Here is a 16,936-nt window from a genome sequence, read left to right as displayed (position 1 = left end):
AACAAGAAACATCAGCGGGAGTAAAGAGCGGCTTTAAAAATTCTTAATAATCAAACTACGGATCATACATGGGGATGAGAGATGTTAGTCACGTTTTTTTACTCTAAAAGTAAACGCTTTCAAAGAAAAGAGGGAAAATAAAGGAGGTTGTTTGAATGCTAGCACTACTAGGTTTTACAATGATTATTGTCTTTACGTATCTCATTATGTCAAAAAGGATGTCTCCTATCGTCGCTTTAATGGTCATTCCACTTCTTTTTGCCGTGATTGGAGGATTTGGCAAAGGTGTCGGAGACATGATGCTAGAAGGGTTAAAACAAGTAGCTCCATCAGCTGCGATGCTGCTGTTCGCCATCTTATACTTCGGGGTTATGATTGATGCTGGCCTGTTTGATCCATTAATTAAGCAGCTGTTAAAAATCGTGAAAGGCGATCCACTCAAAATCGTCATCGGAACCGCTCTTCTATCGCTTTTAGTTGCACTAGACGGAGACGGTACAACCACTTATATGATTACGGTTTCTGCTCTTCTTCCACTTTATAAACGCCTGAATATGAGCCCGTTAGTATTAACGACGGTTGCGATGCTTTCTCTTAGTATTATGAGCAGCATGACGCCTTGGGGAGGTCCGGCTACTCGTGCGATTGTTGCCCTTCATCTCGATGCATCAGAGTTCTTTATTCCACTTCTTCCAACGTTAATTGGCGGAGCTTTGTGGGTTGTTTTTACAGGCTATATTCTTGGAAAAAAAGAGCGCAGACGACTTGGTGCTATTGATATCGAGCAGTTTGAATTAAAAAGCTCGCTTGCTTTTGCTGAAGACGCGTCTTTAACTTCTCAAGAAGATATTACACAGCCTAAAAAAATCTGGATTAACTTAGCTTTAACCGTTGCACTTATGGTCGTATTAGTTTCTGGTATTTGGTCCGTTTCTGTTTTATTTATGATTGGTTTTGCGCTTGCTCTTATGATTAACTATCCAAAACTTGAGGATCAAAAAGAACGTTTAATGGCTCATGCAGGCAACGCGTTAACCGTTGCAGCCCTTGTGTTTGCAGCCGGTATTTTTACAGGAATACTATCCGGCACTAAAATGGTTGACGAAATGGCAAGCCTGTTAATTCATTTAGTTCCTGATTCACTCGGTTCGTTTTTACCGACAATCGTTGCTTTAACAAGCATGCCGTTTACATTTGTGATGAGTAATGACGCTTATTACTTCGGTGTTTTACCAATATTCGCTGAAACTGCTGCTTCTTACGGAATTGATCCGATGGAAATTGCGCGGGCTTCAGTACTCGGACAACCTGTTCATCTGTTAAGTCCACTCGTGGCCTCTACTTTCTTACTTGTAGGTATGGTAGGTGTTGATCTTGGTGAACATCAGCGCTTTGCATTTAAATGGGCCGTTTTAACGTCTCTTGTTCTCATTGTCCTTGCTATTGTAACAGGCGCACTTACGCTATTATAATAGGGAATAAAAGCTGCTATAGCTTTTTATTAATAAATTCTAAATGATAGGTGGAGGTACTTCTAAAATGTATGTGATTACGTGTTATGTCGGAAAAGGCGAAATGAAAATGTACGAGTTTGATAGTAAAGAAGAAGCGCTCTCTCAGCTCAAAAAGCTGAAAGGCTGCAGTATTCTTTCGGAAGTTGTTTACTTTAATGATTCATCGGTTATTCCGATAGCTATTTAATTATGCACCACTCAACCCTATAGGTACAAATTTGATAAGCTTCCTTTCGCTCAAAAGGAAGCTTCTTTTTTTATGTTCTTCTCAAGCTCCGTCCCTTTTCTCTCATCAACGTTTTGTTACGTCTGGTTCGTTTTGTTTCCTTGCTTCAATCATATGAATAATTCGATTAGTATGTGGAGTTAACCCTGTACATTTTTGATAGAAGGCTCCGTCTACAACAAGCAGCTCTTCATCCATCCCGCAAAACTTGCAGCGAAGCTCTTGTGGTCCCCTGTAGGATGTGTGATAGACGCTATCATTAAAGATGGTGTAAAAAGTATCTCTTTGTTGGGCATCGTAAAAGCCATATTGCTGGTTATCGTCGTCGCGGTAGTTAACACCATAGTTCCGTTCAAATTCTTCTTGAGTAAATCCATCCTGCAAAAGTTCATTTTGTACTAGTTCTCTTAAACAACCTTCTATTTCTTCGTAGTTAAATGAACAATTATGTGCGTAAACATCTAGTTCTTCAGTGCTGTTCTCTTTTACCATCAGCTCACTGCCGCAAATCTTACAGGGGTGTTTAGGATGCTGTTGATCAAAGTAAGAGAGCGTTTGTACCTTTTCCACTTCTATTTCATCGCTCACCTTTTTAAATTTAATCATCACGTTTTCTGTTTGACTAACGTTTTCGTTATACAATATCACTTCATATTCATCTATATTCTTTCCGTTTTCTGTTCGACTCAAATGCTCCATTACTTCATATGAAGAAATAGTAAAAAACTCGTTAAAATTCACCACTAACATGCATCCTTCCAAAAAATTTACGTTCTCTATGTACCTGCTCTATACTACCATTTTTTCAAAGGCTCGCACCACTAAACGAACTTGTTTTAGATTCACGCATGTATAGCAGTTCACTATAACTCCCAAATATCCGATCAGCTAGCTATTTCACATTTACATCAAATAAATAAGTTGCCTTTCCATGAGGCCATTTACCTGATACTTCATAAAGATAGTAACCACTGTTTGAAGACACTTCAATACGATTATTCTTTATCGTAATTTTTTCTTTTTGATTGTTTTGGTTCAGTTGATAGACAGTAAGTTTTGGATTGTTTTTTAGTAGAATTTTAACTTTGGTATCTTTCTCTAGCGTAAGGTCATCAAATTCTTTAGCAACCTCTTTTGGTGAGTAAGAATCCGTTTTGGTTATGTGCGCACCATCGTCACCGTTCCATTCATATTCTCCTACTCGCATTTCATACTCTTTGTCATTAACCACAATGCTTCCCGACACTGGAACTTGTTCATCATTAGGTGTAGATACATTTACCTTTTCTTGGTTGCAACCAACTAGCAAGAAAAATAATAACGATGTAATAGCTACTTTGTTCATACTTACCCTCCTTTTCAGACTGGATCTTCTCCTCGGCTTGTTTTTCATCATAAATACACAATAACAAAAATAACCATAAGAGAAACCATTAAAAATCATCACAATTATGATTTACCTCAATCTATTTGTTTACAATGTCCTAAGGATACACGTTTGCTATCTGGCATACATAACACTAACTCTTTTATAAGGAGGATTTCATGAATACGTATATAATCATCAGCATTAGCGTTGTTGCCAGCGCATTTTTATTTCGGAAATATCGAAAGCAAGTCGTTGAAATATATACAATCAGTGAATTTATTCACGCTAAAAACGGAGCGGTCGCTACAAGTTCCACGTGGCTTGAAAAGTTTTTTAAAGAACCTTATGCTACCGGAACCAACTATGAAAAAACCGAGGATGACGTTAGCGAGGATGGAGATGGGGATGGCGGAGAATAAATAAAAGAAAAAACCTGTTGTGACAACAGGTTTTTCTTATTAATCATCGCTTCCTAAAATACCGAAAAAGCGAAGCAAGTTGATGAATAGATTAATAAAGTCTAAATAAAGAGATAGTGCCAGCAGTGGAACAAGCTCTTCTGTGATTTCACCGTGCTTCATTTTGTTAAAATCATACAGCACGTAAAGCGAAAACACGATGGTTCCAATCACTGAGAATGCCATGAGTCCAGGCGTTGTTAAGGGACTAAACAGCGAGAAAATGCTGATGCACACTAGTGCTAACAACGCTACTAATAAAAAGCTGCCTAAAAACCCTAAATCTTTTTTCGTTTTTGCTCCAATCACGCCCATCACCGTAAAAATAACGAATGTGCTTCCAAATGCATAAAGAACAACTTGCGCCCCCGCTACTGATGCATAGTAGCTAACAATCGGAAACAGCGTGATGCCTGATATAAATGAAAACGCATATGTAAAACCGTATCCTACGCTTTTTTTCTTTCGTAACATGAATGCCGCAACCAGCATCACAAGTTCAGCAATCGCTAAAGGAAGAAAATAAGCCGGCGGCACATATTGACCTACGTATAAGCCAACTGTTGAAATAAACAACGAAAAAATAAATGTGACTAATACTTTTTGAAACAGAGACCGCTGCTCTACTCCAATCACTTCTTGCATGTGTAAAACCTTCTTTCTAAAATCTGTTATATTTTATATAATACCTACCTTTTAAAGAAAAATAAAGATAATACTAAGGCCTTTTTTCTTATTTCTATAGAAAACAAGCATAGACGCTGCCGTCTATGCTTCCTTGGTGTCTCTTTATTTTGGCCACAGAATACCGTCAATAATTCCGTAAGTCTTTGCTTCTTCAGCACTCATAAAATAATCTCGTTCCGTATCGTTTGCCACTTTTTCAACCGGCTGTCCCGTTCGTGTTGATATGATTTCATTAATATGATGCTTCAATTTTAAAATCCGCCGAGCGCTAATTTCAATTTCAGTCGCCTGCCCTCTAGCCCCTCCTAGCGGCTGATGAATCATAACTTCACTGTTCGGAAGTGCATAGCGCTTTCCTTTTGCTCCTGCTAGGAGAAGCAGTGCGCCAAAAGAAGCGGCCATGCCCGTGCAAATCGTTTGAACATCCGGCTCGATGTACTGCATCGTATCATAAATCGCAAACCCTGCTGAAGTCGAACCTCCGGGGCTGTTAATATAAAGTGAAATATCTTTTTTAGGATCATCTGCCGCAAGAAACAGGAGCTGCGCGACTACGCTGTTGGCAATATGATCATTGATTTCATCACCAATTAAAATAATCCGGTCTTTTAACAGCCTCGAATAAATATCATACGAACGTTCACCCCGGTTACTTTGTTCAATTACATATGGAATTGTACTCATATATATCCTCCTTATCACACGTAATATTGCTATGCAGCCATGCAGAGAGTGCACGTCGGAGTATACGTTGGTTTTTGAATGACGCTTTTTAAGGAAGGCAAAGCATGAATCAAAAGTGCTGGATCCTGCGCTTCTAGCGTCTTATAAAAAAGCTCTGACAGCTCTTTTCGTTCTTTTTCATCCCAAAAAGAATCCGTGGAAAACGGCTCACCGTCTTTTTCTAACCGCTGCTTGGCACGATGCAAATTGCTTTTTACCGCTGTTTCTGACGTTTGTAAAATAGAAGCGATTTCTTTCACCTGATAGCGGAATCCTTCTTTTAAGAAAAAGATAACAGCTTGCTTTGGTGTAAACTGACTAAGCAGCAGCTCGACCGAGTGCCCCTTACTATCAAACGTATGCTTATCGGCTTGCTGTTCCAAGCCTTTTTCTTCGGCTATTACTTCACGCTTTCGTTTTCTCAGCAGATCAATCCAGTGGTGATACGCAATTTTATTTAACAGCGCGGAAGACAGCTTGTGCCCTTCACCTTTATATCGCTGAGCTTTTAAATACGTTTCTTGGGCAATATCGTCTCCGTCCCACACATTTTTTGCTAAAAAACGGCAGTACTGCTGCAATTTTGGGTAATGCTCGTTCCAGCAGGCATCGTCAAAGCTTTCTGTTTGTGTTTTGATTTTTTTTGAATGTGACATGATTTTCACTCCTTTTGCACTCTCTATTTACTAAACGATTAAAGGAAGTTCAAAAGATACGGGGAATCAAACTTTTTTACATATTATACGCTTAAGCAGCCATTTTTTGTATTATAATGAAGATACTTTTATCTGAGGGGTCTAAAATAATATGCGAAGAAGACGATTATATGGCAAGAAGAAAACGAACAAACGTCACTATAAAGACTTAACCTGTAAATACCCTCAGCCCGCTTTGCTTATGAGCTATACAAGTGAAGCTCCTTTTTACTATTATGACGCGTCAGACGACGAAAGACAAAACGACTTTGAACTATATCCAGAGATTTGTATCATGAATCAAGAACATTTTTTCGTAAGAGGCTGTGTTGAAATTCCTATTCTTAATGAAGAAGAATTTTTCACTTGGAACATATGGGTTTCTTTAAGCGAAGAAAATTTTCATCGAATGATCAATTTATGGGAAAGTGACAAAAGAGAAAATGAACCGCCTTATTTCGGATGGTTTTCAGTTTCAATTCCAGGCTATCCCGAAACGTTAAATTTGAAAACAAATGTGCATACACGCTCTGTTGGAACACGGCCGCTCATCGAGTTAGAGCCAACCGATCACCCTTTAGCCGTTGAGCAGCGGGAAGGGATAACGCTAGAGAGAATCAAAGACATACAAAAACAATTGACTACCTATTAAAAACCAAGACAGCCCCAGACTGTCTTGGTTTTCCCCCTTTATGGCATGCGCTTTGCTCCGTAGTATTTAGGCGCCCAGTAGCTGTCTACTTTATAGTTTGTAATTTTTACGCCTTCAGATGTGGATACGTGAACGACATAGTCATTTCCAATATAGATAGATGGAATAAGTGAACTTCCTTCAAAAAAGACGAGATCTCCTGGCTTCAAGTCAGATTTTGAAATACTTTCTCCTTTTTCCCACTGCTGACTCGCATAGCGCGGAATGTCTTTTCCAGCTGCTTCTTTGTAAATGTATTGAACAAAACCAGCCGTATCAAAGCCTGTAGAAGGGCTTGTCCCACCTTGTGCATAAGGTACTTCTCCTACATATTTAAGAGATTCCGTCACAAATGGATTGTCTTTTGACAGCGATAAGTCATCGTAGCGCCTTGCTCCGGCGTACTTAGATGTCCAGTAGCTGCTCGTCAGGTAGTCAACCGTCACATTTTCACTGCGCTTGGCGTGAATAAACTGATTGCCGCCTGCGTAGATGCCGACGTGTGAAATCCCTTCACGATACGTATCTTTAAAAAAGATAACGTCGCCTGGCTTTAAATCTTCGCGGGCAACTTCTTCGCCAACTTGCCACTGCTGATCGGTTGATCGCGGCAAATAGACATCGGATGCATGCTGAAATACATACGCAACAAATGCGGAGCAGTCAAAACCGTCCGTTGGCGACTCACCTCCAAATACATATGGTGTGCCGAGATGTTTTAGCGCTTCTGCAATCACTTCATTATCTTGTGCAATTTCCGGTGCTCCCGTAATGCGCTTTGCTTTGACGAAATGCGATGACCAATAGGCACTGCTTGAAATGTTTTTCACCACGACTTTTCCGTCTGAAGAAGATGCATAAATCATTTCATCGTCTCCGATATAAATGGCGGCTACGTTCACTTCACCGTTTTCATTGGTGTCAAAAAACAATACATCGCCTGCCTGCAGCTCACTTTTGTCAACATCTGTTCCAAGCTCTGATTGTTCTTTCACAGAACGAGGAAGCGTTGTATCAAGTGCTTGCTTGAACACATATTGAACAAATCCAGAGCTGTCAAACCCGTCGCTTAGCGTTTCGCCTCCGGACGTATAGTCGGCTCCTTCATATGTTTTGGCTTTTTCGGCAATCATGCTTTCATCTGTGGCAGCCTGTACTTGTACAGCTTTTTCAGCAGGAAAAGCGCCTTCATAAAAAGTGGCAAGACTAAGTCCTAACGCTGTGACCATAAGAGGTTTCATTACTTTCATGTTTGTTCTCCTTTGTTTTTTATTTCATCCAAGAAGTTTTATATGTAATATGTAAATGGTTCCCCTGTTAAAGTATGGTGCAGATGGATAGGAATTGGCTAGTACCTTTTGACTTAAATATGCTTCCCTTCCAAAGTCCTGTAAAAAATCCATAAAAAAGCTCGGCGCATATTACGCCGAGCTTTTTTATTTCATGCCCACCTGGATATTTGCTGCTTTTTGTTTTTGACGTAAATTTGCAATCCACTTGTAGTAAAGTGTAATCAAAAGAACAAAAATACCAAGCGCAAAGTACAGTTTTGAATAGCCTAAAGCACCTGCTGCAATTCCTAATACAAATGAACCGACTGCAATGCCGCTATCATAAAACGTAAAGAACGTGGCAGTTGCATATGCGCTTCGGTGAGCAGGCGCCGCTTGAATCGCAAGCGTTTGGAAGCTAGGAAGCAACGTTCCGTAGCCCAGTCCTACTAATGCGCCTGAAAACAGCAGCATCCAAGAAGAATGTGTAAAGCCTAAGCTAAATAGACCCATCGCAAAAACAATACACGATGGAATAATCACAATGTTTGGTCCAGATTTATCAAATAATCTTCCTGTAAACGGTCGTGAAATCAGCATCGCAGCTGCGAATACGACAAAGAAAAAGCTTGCTGTTTTAATCAATCCAAGCGACTGTGCGTACACAGAAATAAAAGAAATAATACTTGCATACGAAAAAGAAACGAGAATACCTACAGATGAAATCGGCATGGATTTCTTTTCAAACAAATCGCTCAGTGAAAATGATTTCTTTACTGATGGAGCAGCGTTTTCTTGAAGATTTTTGACCATCATTCCGCACAGCCAGCCAACGAGCATAATCACGCCAAATACAAGGAAAATAATGTTGTATGCCATGTATTGATGAAGCGTTAATGCTAAAAACGGCCCTGCAACAACGGCTAAGTTCATTGACATTCCGAAGTAGCCAAGTCCTTCTCCTCGTCGTTTAGCGGGAACTAAATCCGCTGCAATCGCTCCGGTGACGGTTGTTGCTAAGCTGAATGAAATTCCTTGAAAGAAGCGCAGTAATAAAAGCACGTTAAAATCGTGGATGAACATATATAAGAAGGAAGAAAGCGCAAAAATGAGGGTACTAAATACAAGCGTTTTTTTCTTTCCAATGTTTTCAATGACTTTCCCTGAAAATGGTCTAACAATAATCGCAGATAATAAAAAGATGGTAACAACAAGCCCTGCCTGCGTACTCGTGCCTTCTAAGGCATCTAATACATAAATCGGCAGCAGCGTTAGCAATGCATAAAACACAACAAAAATAAAAAAGTTGGTAATCGCAATGCTGATAAAGCTTTTAGTCCAGATTGGCTCCTGCTGGTTCGTCATTCATTTCACCCTTTTCTGTAGATTTACAAATTTTCTTTAATAACGAAATAAGCTGATCTTGTTCGCTGTCGGATAAAGCAATTAGCAAATTTTCTTCTAAACGTTCAATTTCTTGCTGAATTTCCGGAAGCTTTTTCTTCGCTTGAGGAGATAAATAAACGATGCGCTCTCGTTTATCACTGCCTGCTTTTCGAACGATCCATCCGCTTTTTTCAAGCCTTGTTAACGTGCGGGTAACCGTTGGTGCTTCGACATTTAAATACTGCCAAATCTCCGTTTGTGTCATCGAGCCGAATCGCTTTAAACAAAATAAAATTGAATACTGTGAGCTGTATAGCCCGTACGCTTTTAACACTTCATTTACTTCTTTAATAGACAATCTCGACTTTTGATGAAGCTCATGAAACACCAAGTTATTCACTTTTCTCACCTCACCTTTTAATTTATTTACCTAGGTAAATAATTGTTCTTTTATTAGTATATGTGCTGCTAGTCAATGTGTAAAGGCGGCCAAAAAGAGCTAAAATCAACTATTTTCTCTCTTTTTCTACTAATGATTTACGCTTTCGCTTCTGTTTTCTTATTCTTTCGCATCACGAAACTTTTTGTATATATTTACATGCACCTGCAAACTCTGTTAAAGAAGACGAAACAATATGCAGGAGGCTGGTATATGTTTTCACTGCGCGGCGATGCTCATAAAGTCTACCTTAAACTAAAAAAAGCAGCTCATCAAAACCAAAACGCAGAAGAAATTGATGAATTAGCGGAAATGGAAGAAATCCGGCAGCTTTACCTTACGCTCGACAGCGCTACTTTGCGAAGAGTTTATTACCGAATGACCAAAGAAAAAAACGGGTCCGGCGTGATCCCTATCCTTGTTTCTGCCTTGCCTTGGCTCTTTTTTTTATTTTCGCAGCGGCTGCAGCAATTTTTATTTAAAGACGGCAGCTGGCTTTGGATTATTTTTGTCGTGCTGTACGTTTTTATGCTCATTCCAAGCGTGTTTCTTCATTTTCGTGAACAATCGTGGGCTTCTGTTCATATTGAAATTATTCAAGACATTTTAAAAGACCGTGAAAAAGAGCCGAAACCCCTTTGAGGTCCGGCTGTTTTTTATTCACTTAGCTTATTCATCGTCTTTGGAATGAAGTGATAGAATAAAAATTTACCAAAAAGAAGCAGCAAATAAATTATGATGAATTGAAAAACAATAAATACATGATGCCTATGCGCCCAAGCAAGCATATGCATCGTAGAATAAGCCAATACAGCAATTAACAGTAAAAAACATATTGCGTATAGAAGACGCTTAGCCCAAGAAGTAGCTTTTATTTTCTTATTAATAAGCCTGCGGTGCTGAATTCCCTGTAAGCATACGTAACTAATTAGCACAAATGCAAGCGTCTCTCGCCTTACGAAAAAAAGAACAAGTCCGATTCCTACAATCATCCACGTTAGCTTGGCGTGATGCTTGTCTAGAAAGAAAAGCATAAGATCCTCCTTCAAATTGAAACTGCTACCATTTTAACACATAAAGGAAATCATGGTAAAAACATGAATTCGCTAAATATTTCAGTATAGAAGGGCAGAGTAGCCAACTATTCAATAAAAAAGAACCTTATTATCCAATAAGGTCCTCTTTACTCATTATGAAATAGCTTGTCTGCTTTCTACGTCTCGACCTAACTTTCTTTTGATACGCTGCAGTGCGTTGTCAATTGACTTGACGTGGGTGTTTAATTCTTTCGAAATTTCAGCGTATGAATGGCCGTCCATATACAGCGTCAATGCTTTTCTTTCCAATTCACTAAGTGTTTCCGCAATTTTTAACTCACGGTCTTCCACTTTTTCTTGATGAATCAGCACCGCTTCCGGATTAGCAATTTGATCGCCAGGAATCATATCCATCAGCGTATAGTTTGATTCTTCATCATACAGAGGCTTGTCCAATGAAATGTACGAATTTAACGGACCGTGCTTTTGACGAGTAGCCGTTTTAATCGCCGTAATAATTTGTCTTGTGATACATAACTCCGCAAAACCTTTAAAAGATGTTAGCTTGTCTTCATTAAAGTCGCGAATTGCTTTGTACAGTCCAATCATTCCTTCTTGGACGATATCTTCTTTTTCAGCCCCAATCAAAAAGTATTTTCTTGCTTTACCCCTCACAAGATTTTGATACTTGTTGATTAAATACTCCAATGATTTTTCGTCTCCACTATGAACCATTTCAACCAAAACATGATCTTCTAACATAGCATAATTTTGAACTTTTTCAATTACGATGCCTACGCTCACTCATATCCCCCCGTTACACTTAGTTGAGTTTTGATGTGTTCTAAACTGATGCATGATCTACTTACTACGACGCTACTGCAATACGGTCCAGAAACGTAAAAAGCGTACAGGTAAACTGTCGCTTTCCTCTCTCACTTTATGCTCCCCTGCATCTTTCTATAATCTATTATAAAGAAGTATAACCGATAAAAATCAAAAAGGTTGTCGAAATATGAAAGTGTTTGCAAAAAAAATCAATTTTTATAGAAAATTCACACAAATCACTTTATTGTTTCATATAGTGACAGCAATCTGTCAAAAAAACAATAAAAAAATAATTCCACATTAAATAAACTTACTCAAGCAGAGTAAGTCGAAGTTGCAGATGATACTGCGCATATAGGATTAGTTGCCTTCCGGCTTATCAGCATTTTTTGTTCCCTTGCTTTTATAAGGCTTTGCATTTTTCTTCTTTTTTGCACTCGCCTGCCAGCGGTTCCACCCTTTTTTTCCGGTGCCTCGCCCCGTGCCGCCTTTACCTTTTGCTTTACTCATACGTATTCCTCCGTTACCTGCGTGTTTGTTACAATAAAAAAAGACCCCGTCCAAAGTCGGAGTCTTTTTTGGATTGCATAAAATTATGCTTTTACAACGTTAGCAGCTTGTGCACCGCGTTGACCTTGCTCGATGTCGAAAGTCACTTTTTGACCTTCGTCTAAAGATTTGAATCCGTCGCCTTGAATTGCGCTGAAATGTACGAATACATCTTCTCCGCCTTCAATTTCGATGAAACCGAAACCTTTTTCTGCATTAAACCATTTTACTGTACCTTCAGTCATACTATTTCCTCCAGTGGTGGAATTATTCCACACATATATTACTACCCTTGCTCAATCGTACTATTTCCAGATAAAAATTTCTTTTGAAGAATATTTCTCTTCTTTCAATTTCATACCGAACAAAAATAATTAACCTTAGTGTAACATATCAATTTAGAAATAGCAAGTTTCTGTTCTAAGACAGGCTTTATGCTAATTATGTATCGGTTAAAACCCTCTGTGTAAGCTTTGAAGCTACCAACATTTCTGGATTGTGATGCGGCATAAAATTTTTTCATTCAGCAATATGTATCATCTGCACAAAAATAAATATTTCATATTCTGCTTTCTAAGACACTATGACACTTATAAATGGACATGTACATTTTTTATGAATTTATTTTCCACTCTCTTTCTTCCCGTGCAATAAAATAACCATTAATTACAAAAAAAGATAATAATAGTATATAATGATACGTGATTTATAGCTAAGGAGGAACAACATGATTCGTGAACGATCACTTTTGATAAAAGGACTCATCTTTTTACTAGCTGTTTTTATTTTAGACATCCCTTTCCCTAACTCAGCGCCGCTTATTAATTCTGTCTTTTCTTTTTTAGGTCTTCCCATTTATGGAAATGAAGAAACAATGACGGGATTCTATTATGCTAACAATGCGTGGGCAATCATGCTTTTAATAAGTCTTTTTTTACTTTATAAAAGTTTAAACCGTCATCGTTTAAAACTAACGATTTTAGCTGCATTCATCGTTACTTCCGGCCCTAGGTTCATGATTGAAGTAATGCAAAAGACCGTGTTGTCAGGAATGTATGCTGTTTCTTACGATGCTGAAAACAGCAATTGTACATTCGAGACTAATAAAAGAGAAACCATATTAAGGGGAAACTGCAAGCTTTCCTTTGAAAATAACCGTTCAAAGCCTGTTACATTTGAAGTCGCCATCGATAAGCGCGCTTTTTTTGAAGATGAACAGCCTTTTTTACAAATGATGAATAAGCCCAAACTTCATACCGTTACGCTAGAATCAAAGGGGTATCAAACTGTAGGAATTACTTCATCTATCAAAGTAGCTGATTTACCCTCTGAACTCTATATCGGGGAAATGAACGGCTTTCACGTCAACATTTATCAAAACGGGAAAAAGCGTTATTTATAAGCATAGAAAAAGCCCTTATAGGGCTTTTGAAATGAGTGAATTACCAGCCAAAGCCTCCGCCGTAGCAGCTGCAGCCGATGATCACTAATAAAATAAATAATACAACTAATAAAGCAAAACCAGATCCACATCCAGCGTTTCCAGACATACGAACACTTCCTTTTCTTTAGTTACTCTTTCCTCAAGAAAAACGCCGCTTGCATTTCGCTTGAGTTGGATTATCTTATGCCTGAACACGCCAATTTGACTCTGGTTTTTTCTTTTTTCTTTTTCCTTCTTGCCATGCACCTCATTAATAAAAGAAGAAAACAGCCTAAGAAAAGCGCTAACTTCGCTTCTTCTCCTCTGTTCAAAAGAGATTAAATCAATCCAATCTAAAGACGAACAAATAAGGTGCATGAGCTGAAACCTACGTTCACCATTCCAATAAAAAATCCGAACGCGTTACATTCATCGTTCGAATCTTCTTCTTAAACTAAAATGCTTTTCAGCCTCTCTTACAAAATCATTTATTTCACTAGCTTACGTCTTTCAGAAGACCGTACTTCCGTACGTTTTCCGATACCTAGTACATAGTAGCTCAGCACGACAATAGCTAAAAAGATAATGCCGACAATCAGCGATATGCGCGTTTCATCATTAAACCACATGCCTACAAGCACCATAAGTAAAAATACGATGGTTACGTAGTTCGTCACAGGAGCAAAAGGCATTTTAAATGGATGCTGGTCCATCGCCGCTCCTTTTGCTTTTCGAAAACGAATTTGACTGATAAGAATCACAAACCACGGAATCATACCTGGAAGCACGCTCGCACTGTACACGTACACAAAAACGTTTGGCGGTGCAATATAATTTAAAACAACGCCCGCAGCTAAGCCAATCATCACCGCAACGGTACTATAAATAGGCACACCGTTTCTAGAAACCTTTGTAAAAAAGGCCGGAGCCTGACCGTTTACACCTAGCGTGTAAAGCATACGTCCCGCACTGAAAATTCCGCTGTTACATCCAGACATTGCCGCTGTGATCACGACAAAGTTAATAATTCCCGCCGCTGCTGTAATTCCTACTTTAGCAAACGTAGAAACAAACGGACTGCCGAGTGAATCCAGCTCGTTCCACGGATACACCGTTACAATTACAAAGATGGCGCCGATATAAAAAATTAAAATACGCCAAATTAAGCTTTGAATTGCACTTGTTAACGTTTTTTTAGGATCTTTTGCTTCTCCTGCTGTAATTCCAATAAGCTCTACTCCTTGATAGGCAGCAATAACAAGCGACAATGCAAAGAAAAAGCCTGACCATCCGCCTGTAAAGAAACCGCCGTTTGCCCACAAATTTGACAGGCCAAGCGCTTCTCCGCCGTTTCCAAGACCGAAGAAAATAAGGCCCAGACCGGCAATAATCATGAGAACAATCGTCACGATTTTAATCATTGCAAACCAAAATTCAAACTCTCCAAACGATTTCACCGAAATTAAATTGGCCCCACCCAGAATAACCATGGCGACAATTCCCGGAACCCACGCCGGTAAATGAGGGAACCAGTACTGCATATAAGCTCCGACTGCAATAATCTCTGCCATGCCGACAATTACCCACTGAAACCAGTTGCTCCAAGCCGTGATATAACCAGCTAACGGATGAATATATTTATGACCGAATGTCGCAAATGAACCCGTACTTGGCTCTAAGTAAAGCATTTCTCCCATTGCACGCATAATAAAGAAAATAAAAACGCCGCAAATAGCATACGCAAGCAGGACGGATGGCCCCGTCCATTTAATGGTGCTTGCTGAACCCATGAATAACCCTACCCCAATCGTTCCTCCGAGAGCAATCATTTGAATATGACGAGATTCAAGCCCTCTTTTTAACTCTTTGTTTGCCAATTCACTTCCCCCTAGCCCCTCGTGATGATTTTCTCTTCTATTAAGAAATTCTTTTATTCCCCTGTCCTGATAGGGAACTATCATCTTTTTTCTTTTTCATAAAGAAGTACGAACATACCACAAATACAGCAATCAGCAGCGTGAGATAAAACTGAGTGCGAAGTGAATCAATAAATGCCATCGCAATAAAGATACTTGTAATTGCCGCAATCGTTCCATACGTTAAATAAGGAAACAGCCACATTCTGATTTTTAATGCTTCTGGATTTTCTTTCTCGTATTTCTTTCTCATGCGAAGCTGTGAAAAAGCAATAACAAGGTACACAAGAAGCGCTACGCCTCCCGATGCGTTTACTAAAAATAAAAAGATTTTATCAGGTGAAAGATAGTTAAAACCAACGCTGATGTAAGAAATCACGGTACATCCTACAATGGCATTAAACGGAATACCTTTTTTATTCACTTTCAAAAACATGCGCGGCGCGTCTCCTTTTTGCGCCATTGAGTAAAGCATACGAGAACTCGTGTATAGACCTGAATTTAAGCAAGAAAGAACAGCAGTCAGTACGATAAAGTTCATAATTTGAGCCGCTGCCGGAACGTTTACCAGCTCTAGTATCGAAACAAACGGACTTTTCATTAAGCTTGAAGAATCCCACGGAAGAATAGTCACTAAGATTAAAATAGACCCAAGATAAAAAAATAAAATACGATAAATAACAGTATTTGTTGCGATGGTGATCGCTCGCTCAGGCTGTGCCGATTCTCCAGCCGCTGTTGCGACAATTTCTGTTCCCATAAAAGAAAACATCACAATCGCCACCCCTAAAAAGACGGAGCTGATTCCATTTGGAAGAAATCCGCCTCTGTGAAGAAGGTTCGATGCTCCCGGAGACTCTACTCCCGGTATTAAACCGAGGATGATCGCTCCTCCTAAAAGTAAAAACAGCACTAAACTAACTACTTTAATAAGTGAAAACCAGTATTCAAATTCACCAAATGATTTAACAGAGTATAAGTTCGTTAACGTTAATAAAAACGTCAGGATCAGACTCACACCCCAAGACGGTAAAGACGGAAACCAATATTGAATAATCGTTGAACCCGCAATCGCTTCAACTGCAATAACAATTACCCAGAAAAACCAGTACAGCCAGCCGATTGTGTAGCCGGCCCACGGCCCAAGCGCTTCTCTTGCATATGTTGCGAACGAGCCGCTTGAAGGATTAGCTGTGGACATTTCTCCCAGCATTCGCATAACTAAAATGACAAGCAAACCGGCAAACGCGTACGAAAAAATGGAACCAGGACCCGCTGCGTTAATGAGTGATCCGCTTCCAATGAACAAACCGGCACCAATGATTCCTCCTAAAGAAATCATGGTTATGTGTCGAATTTTTAATTCTTTTTTTAACTCAGGCGGTTGATGACTCATGTTAAAATCCTCCTCATAGGAACCGTCATTTAAAGAATTACACGTTCTTCGCATCGCGCGTTAAATATGTAAGCCCTTACAATAATGTGGACAAATACCTGCCGTTTTCCTACCCTCCTTTTATCTGTGCATTCAAATGAAGCCTTCACTTGACGAAAAAGATAGCTTCATTCGACAAAAAATACTTTTCGAATTATATGATAATTTATATTAAACAACTTTGTCTATTGTTTTTTTGAAAGGAAGATCATTTTAATTTACTAACGATAAACTCTTTCCCCTATCGTAATTCTTTACTTCAAAACATCTTTTCTTATACTTTACCGAC

General features: G+C 39.1%; 21 protein-coding genes. 6 read left to right on the top strand and 15 right to left on the bottom strand.

What is annotated here, in order from left to right:
* The first annotated feature begins 155 nt into the window (after positions 1-155).
* Positions 156-1,472: a CitMHS family transporter gene (locus tag SB717_RS18350; protein ID WP_410904397.1), complete on the top strand. Its 1,317-nt coding sequence runs from the start codon at positions 156-158 to the stop codon at positions 1,470-1,472.
* A gap of 67 nt (positions 1,473-1,539) precedes the next feature.
* Positions 1,540-1,701 carry a hypothetical protein gene (locus SB717_RS18345; protein ID WP_164796205.1) on the top strand — a complete coding sequence of 54 codons (162 nt, stop codon included), beginning with the start codon at positions 1,540-1,542 and terminating at the stop codon, positions 1,699-1,701.
* Positions 1,702-1,806: 105 nt separating this feature from the next.
* Here SB717_RS18345 and SB717_RS18340 read toward each other — a convergent pair whose 3' ends face one another.
* Positions 1,807-2,484 carry a hypothetical protein gene (locus tag SB717_RS18340; RefSeq protein ID WP_410904396.1) on the bottom strand — a complete coding sequence of 226 codons (678 nt, stop codon included), beginning with the start codon at positions 2,482-2,484 and terminating at the stop codon, positions 1,807-1,809.
* 148 nt (positions 2,485-2,632) lie between these two features.
* Complete coding sequence (locus tag SB717_RS18335; protein ID WP_098621057.1) at positions 2,633-3,085, bottom strand: hypothetical protein; 453 nt, start codon at positions 3,083-3,085, stop codon at positions 2,633-2,635.
* Between the two features lie 200 nt (positions 3,086-3,285).
* Here SB717_RS18335 and SB717_RS18330 point away from each other — a divergent pair, with 200 nt between their 5' ends.
* Positions 3,286-3,528 (top strand): hypothetical protein, encoded by a 243-nt coding sequence (locus SB717_RS18330; RefSeq protein WP_410904395.1) that lies wholly within the window; start codon positions 3,286-3,288, stop codon positions 3,526-3,528.
* Positions 3,529-3,567: 39 nt separating this feature from the next.
* Here SB717_RS18330 and SB717_RS18325 read toward each other — a convergent pair whose 3' ends face one another.
* From SB717_RS18325 to SB717_RS18315, 3 genes are all read right to left on the bottom strand, one after another.
* The gene (locus SB717_RS18325) at positions 3,568-4,212 is read right to left on the bottom strand and encodes a Bax inhibitor-1/YccA family protein (protein WP_028409806.1); all 645 of its coding nucleotides are present in this window, start codon (positions 4,210-4,212) and stop codon (positions 3,568-3,570) included.
* 144 nt (positions 4,213-4,356) lie between these two features.
* Positions 4,357-4,938 (bottom strand): ATP-dependent Clp endopeptidase proteolytic subunit ClpP, encoded by a 582-nt coding sequence (gene clpP, locus SB717_RS18320; RefSeq protein WP_410904394.1) that lies wholly within the window; start codon positions 4,936-4,938, stop codon positions 4,357-4,359.
* A 29-nt stretch (positions 4,939-4,967) separates the two neighbouring features.
* Positions 4,968-5,633: a sigma-70 family RNA polymerase sigma factor gene (locus SB717_RS18315; protein WP_410904393.1), complete on the bottom strand. Its 666-nt coding sequence runs from the start codon at positions 5,631-5,633 to the stop codon at positions 4,968-4,970.
* A 151-nt stretch (positions 5,634-5,784) separates the two neighbouring features.
* On the opposite strand from SB717_RS18315, the gene SB717_RS18310 reads away from it, so the two are divergent.
* The gene (locus tag SB717_RS18310; RefSeq protein ID WP_081350889.1) at positions 5,785-6,324 is read left to right on the top strand and encodes a DUF2199 domain-containing protein; all 540 of its coding nucleotides are present in this window, start codon (positions 5,785-5,787) and stop codon (positions 6,322-6,324) included.
* 38 nt (positions 6,325-6,362) lie between these two features.
* Here the strand turns inward: SB717_RS18310 and SB717_RS18305 are convergent, their stop codons facing one another.
* The 3 genes from SB717_RS18305 to SB717_RS18295 form a co-directional block, all read right to left on the bottom strand.
* The gene (locus SB717_RS18305; RefSeq protein WP_410904392.1) at positions 6,363-7,613 is read right to left on the bottom strand and encodes a C40 family peptidase; all 1,251 of its coding nucleotides are present in this window, start codon (positions 7,611-7,613) and stop codon (positions 6,363-6,365) included.
* Between the two features lie 186 nt (positions 7,614-7,799).
* Positions 7,800-8,999, bottom strand: coding sequence for an MFS transporter (locus tag SB717_RS18300; protein ID WP_410904391.1), 1,200 nt, complete (start codon positions 8,997-8,999; stop codon positions 7,800-7,802).
* On the bottom strand, positions 8,968-9,420 hold the full coding sequence (locus tag SB717_RS18295) for a MarR family winged helix-turn-helix transcriptional regulator (protein WP_013058498.1): 453 nt from the start codon (positions 9,418-9,420) through the stop codon (positions 8,968-8,970). Before SB717_RS18295 ends, SB717_RS18300 begins: the two co-directional genes overlap by 32 nt.
* 252 nt (positions 9,421-9,672) lie before the next feature.
* Here SB717_RS18295 and SB717_RS18290 point away from each other — a divergent pair, with 252 nt between their 5' ends.
* The gene (locus tag SB717_RS18290; RefSeq protein WP_410904390.1) at positions 9,673-10,101 is read left to right on the top strand and encodes a hypothetical protein; all 429 of its coding nucleotides are present in this window, start codon (positions 9,673-9,675) and stop codon (positions 10,099-10,101) included.
* Between the two features lie 14 nt (positions 10,102-10,115).
* Here SB717_RS18290 and SB717_RS18285 read toward each other — a convergent pair whose 3' ends face one another.
* From SB717_RS18285 to SB717_RS18270, 4 genes are all read right to left on the bottom strand, one after another.
* Positions 10,116-10,493 carry a hypothetical protein gene (locus SB717_RS18285; RefSeq protein ID WP_410904389.1) on the bottom strand — a complete coding sequence of 126 codons (378 nt, stop codon included), beginning with the start codon at positions 10,491-10,493 and terminating at the stop codon, positions 10,116-10,118.
* A gap of 156 nt (positions 10,494-10,649) precedes the next feature.
* Positions 10,650-11,300 carry an RNA polymerase sporulation sigma factor SigH gene (gene sigH, locus SB717_RS18280; protein ID WP_013058500.1) on the bottom strand — a complete coding sequence of 217 codons (651 nt, stop codon included), beginning with the start codon at positions 11,298-11,300 and terminating at the stop codon, positions 10,650-10,652.
* Positions 11,301-11,684: 384 nt separating this feature from the next.
* Positions 11,685-11,840 carry a DUF3934 family protein gene (locus tag SB717_RS18275; RefSeq protein WP_162837669.1) on the bottom strand — a complete coding sequence of 52 codons (156 nt, stop codon included), beginning with the start codon at positions 11,838-11,840 and terminating at the stop codon, positions 11,685-11,687.
* 77 nt (positions 11,841-11,917) lie between these two features.
* Positions 11,918-12,118 carry a cold-shock protein gene (locus SB717_RS18270; RefSeq protein ID WP_013058502.1) on the bottom strand — a complete coding sequence of 67 codons (201 nt, stop codon included), beginning with the start codon at positions 12,116-12,118 and terminating at the stop codon, positions 11,918-11,920.
* A 482-nt stretch (positions 12,119-12,600) separates the two neighbouring features.
* Between SB717_RS18270 and SB717_RS18265 the strand changes: the two genes are divergently transcribed.
* Positions 12,601-13,275 carry a hypothetical protein gene (locus SB717_RS18265; protein ID WP_410904388.1) on the top strand — a complete coding sequence of 225 codons (675 nt, stop codon included), beginning with the start codon at positions 12,601-12,603 and terminating at the stop codon, positions 13,273-13,275.
* Positions 13,276-13,315: 40 nt separating this feature from the next.
* Here SB717_RS18265 and SB717_RS18260 read toward each other — a convergent pair whose 3' ends face one another.
* From SB717_RS18260 to SB717_RS18250, 3 genes are all read right to left on the bottom strand, one after another.
* Positions 13,316-13,423, bottom strand: coding sequence for a YjcZ family sporulation protein (locus SB717_RS18260; protein WP_410904387.1), 108 nt, complete (start codon positions 13,421-13,423; stop codon positions 13,316-13,318).
* 361 nt (positions 13,424-13,784) lie between these two features.
* Complete coding sequence (locus SB717_RS18255) at positions 13,785-15,173, bottom strand: amino acid permease (RefSeq protein WP_144644087.1); 1,389 nt, start codon at positions 15,171-15,173, stop codon at positions 13,785-13,787.
* Positions 15,174-15,213: 40 nt separating this feature from the next.
* Positions 15,214-16,608 carry an amino acid permease gene (locus tag SB717_RS18250; RefSeq protein WP_410904386.1) on the bottom strand — a complete coding sequence of 465 codons (1,395 nt, stop codon included), beginning with the start codon at positions 16,606-16,608 and terminating at the stop codon, positions 15,214-15,216.
* Between the last annotated feature and the right edge of the window lie 328 nt (positions 16,609-16,936).

It is taken from the genome of Priestia sp. SIMBA_032 (assembly GCF_046535215.1).
Lineage (GTDB): Bacteria > Bacillota > Bacilli > Bacillales > Bacillaceae_H > Priestia > Priestia aryabhattai.
This window is presented reverse-complemented; position numbering and strand designations above follow the sequence as displayed.

Coding starts and splice junctions, on each gene's coding strand:
- SB717_RS18305 (WP_410904392.1), bottom strand. CDS start 7,613: ATGAAAGTAATGAAACCTCTTATGGTCACAGCGTTAGGACTTAGTCTT.
- clpP (WP_410904394.1), bottom strand. CDS start 4,938: ATGAGTACAATTCCATATGTAATTGAACAAAGTAACCGGGGTGAACGT.
- SB717_RS18290 (WP_410904390.1), top strand. CDS start 9,673: ATGTTTTCACTGCGCGGCGATGCTCATAAAGTCTACCTTAAACTAAAA.
- SB717_RS18315 (WP_410904393.1), bottom strand. CDS start 5,633: ATGTCACATTCAAAAAAAATCAAAACACAAACAGAAAGCTTTGACGAT.
- SB717_RS18325 (WP_028409806.1), bottom strand. CDS start 4,212: ATGCAAGAAGTGATTGGAGTAGAGCAGCGGTCTCTGTTTCAAAAAGTA.
- SB717_RS18260 (WP_410904387.1), bottom strand. CDS start 13,423: ATGTCTGGAAACGCTGGATGTGGATCTGGTTTTGCTTTATTAGTTGTA.
- SB717_RS18270 (WP_013058502.1), bottom strand. CDS start 12,118: ATGACTGAAGGTACAGTAAAATGGTTTAATGCAGAAAAAGGTTTCGGT.
- SB717_RS18265 (WP_410904388.1), top strand. CDS start 12,601: ATGATTCGTGAACGATCACTTTTGATAAAAGGACTCATCTTTTTACTA.
- SB717_RS18335 (WP_098621057.1), bottom strand. CDS start 3,085: ATGAACAAAGTAGCTATTACATCGTTATTATTTTTCTTGCTAGTTGGT.
- SB717_RS18330 (WP_410904395.1), top strand. CDS start 3,286: ATGAATACGTATATAATCATCAGCATTAGCGTTGTTGCCAGCGCATTT.
- SB717_RS18350 (WP_410904397.1), top strand. CDS start 156: ATGCTAGCACTACTAGGTTTTACAATGATTATTGTCTTTACGTATCTC.
- SB717_RS18300 (WP_410904391.1), bottom strand. CDS start 8,999: ATGACGAACCAGCAGGAGCCAATCTGGACTAAAAGCTTTATCAGCATT.
- SB717_RS18285 (WP_410904389.1), bottom strand. CDS start 10,493: ATGCTTTTCTTTCTAGACAAGCATCACGCCAAGCTAACGTGGATGATT.
- SB717_RS18345 (WP_164796205.1), top strand. CDS start 1,540: ATGTATGTGATTACGTGTTATGTCGGAAAAGGCGAAATGAAAATGTAC.
- SB717_RS18310 (WP_081350889.1), top strand. CDS start 5,785: ATGCGAAGAAGACGATTATATGGCAAGAAGAAAACGAACAAACGTCAC.
- SB717_RS18250 (WP_410904386.1), bottom strand. CDS start 16,608: ATGAGTCATCAACCGCCTGAGTTAAAAAAAGAATTAAAAATTCGACAC.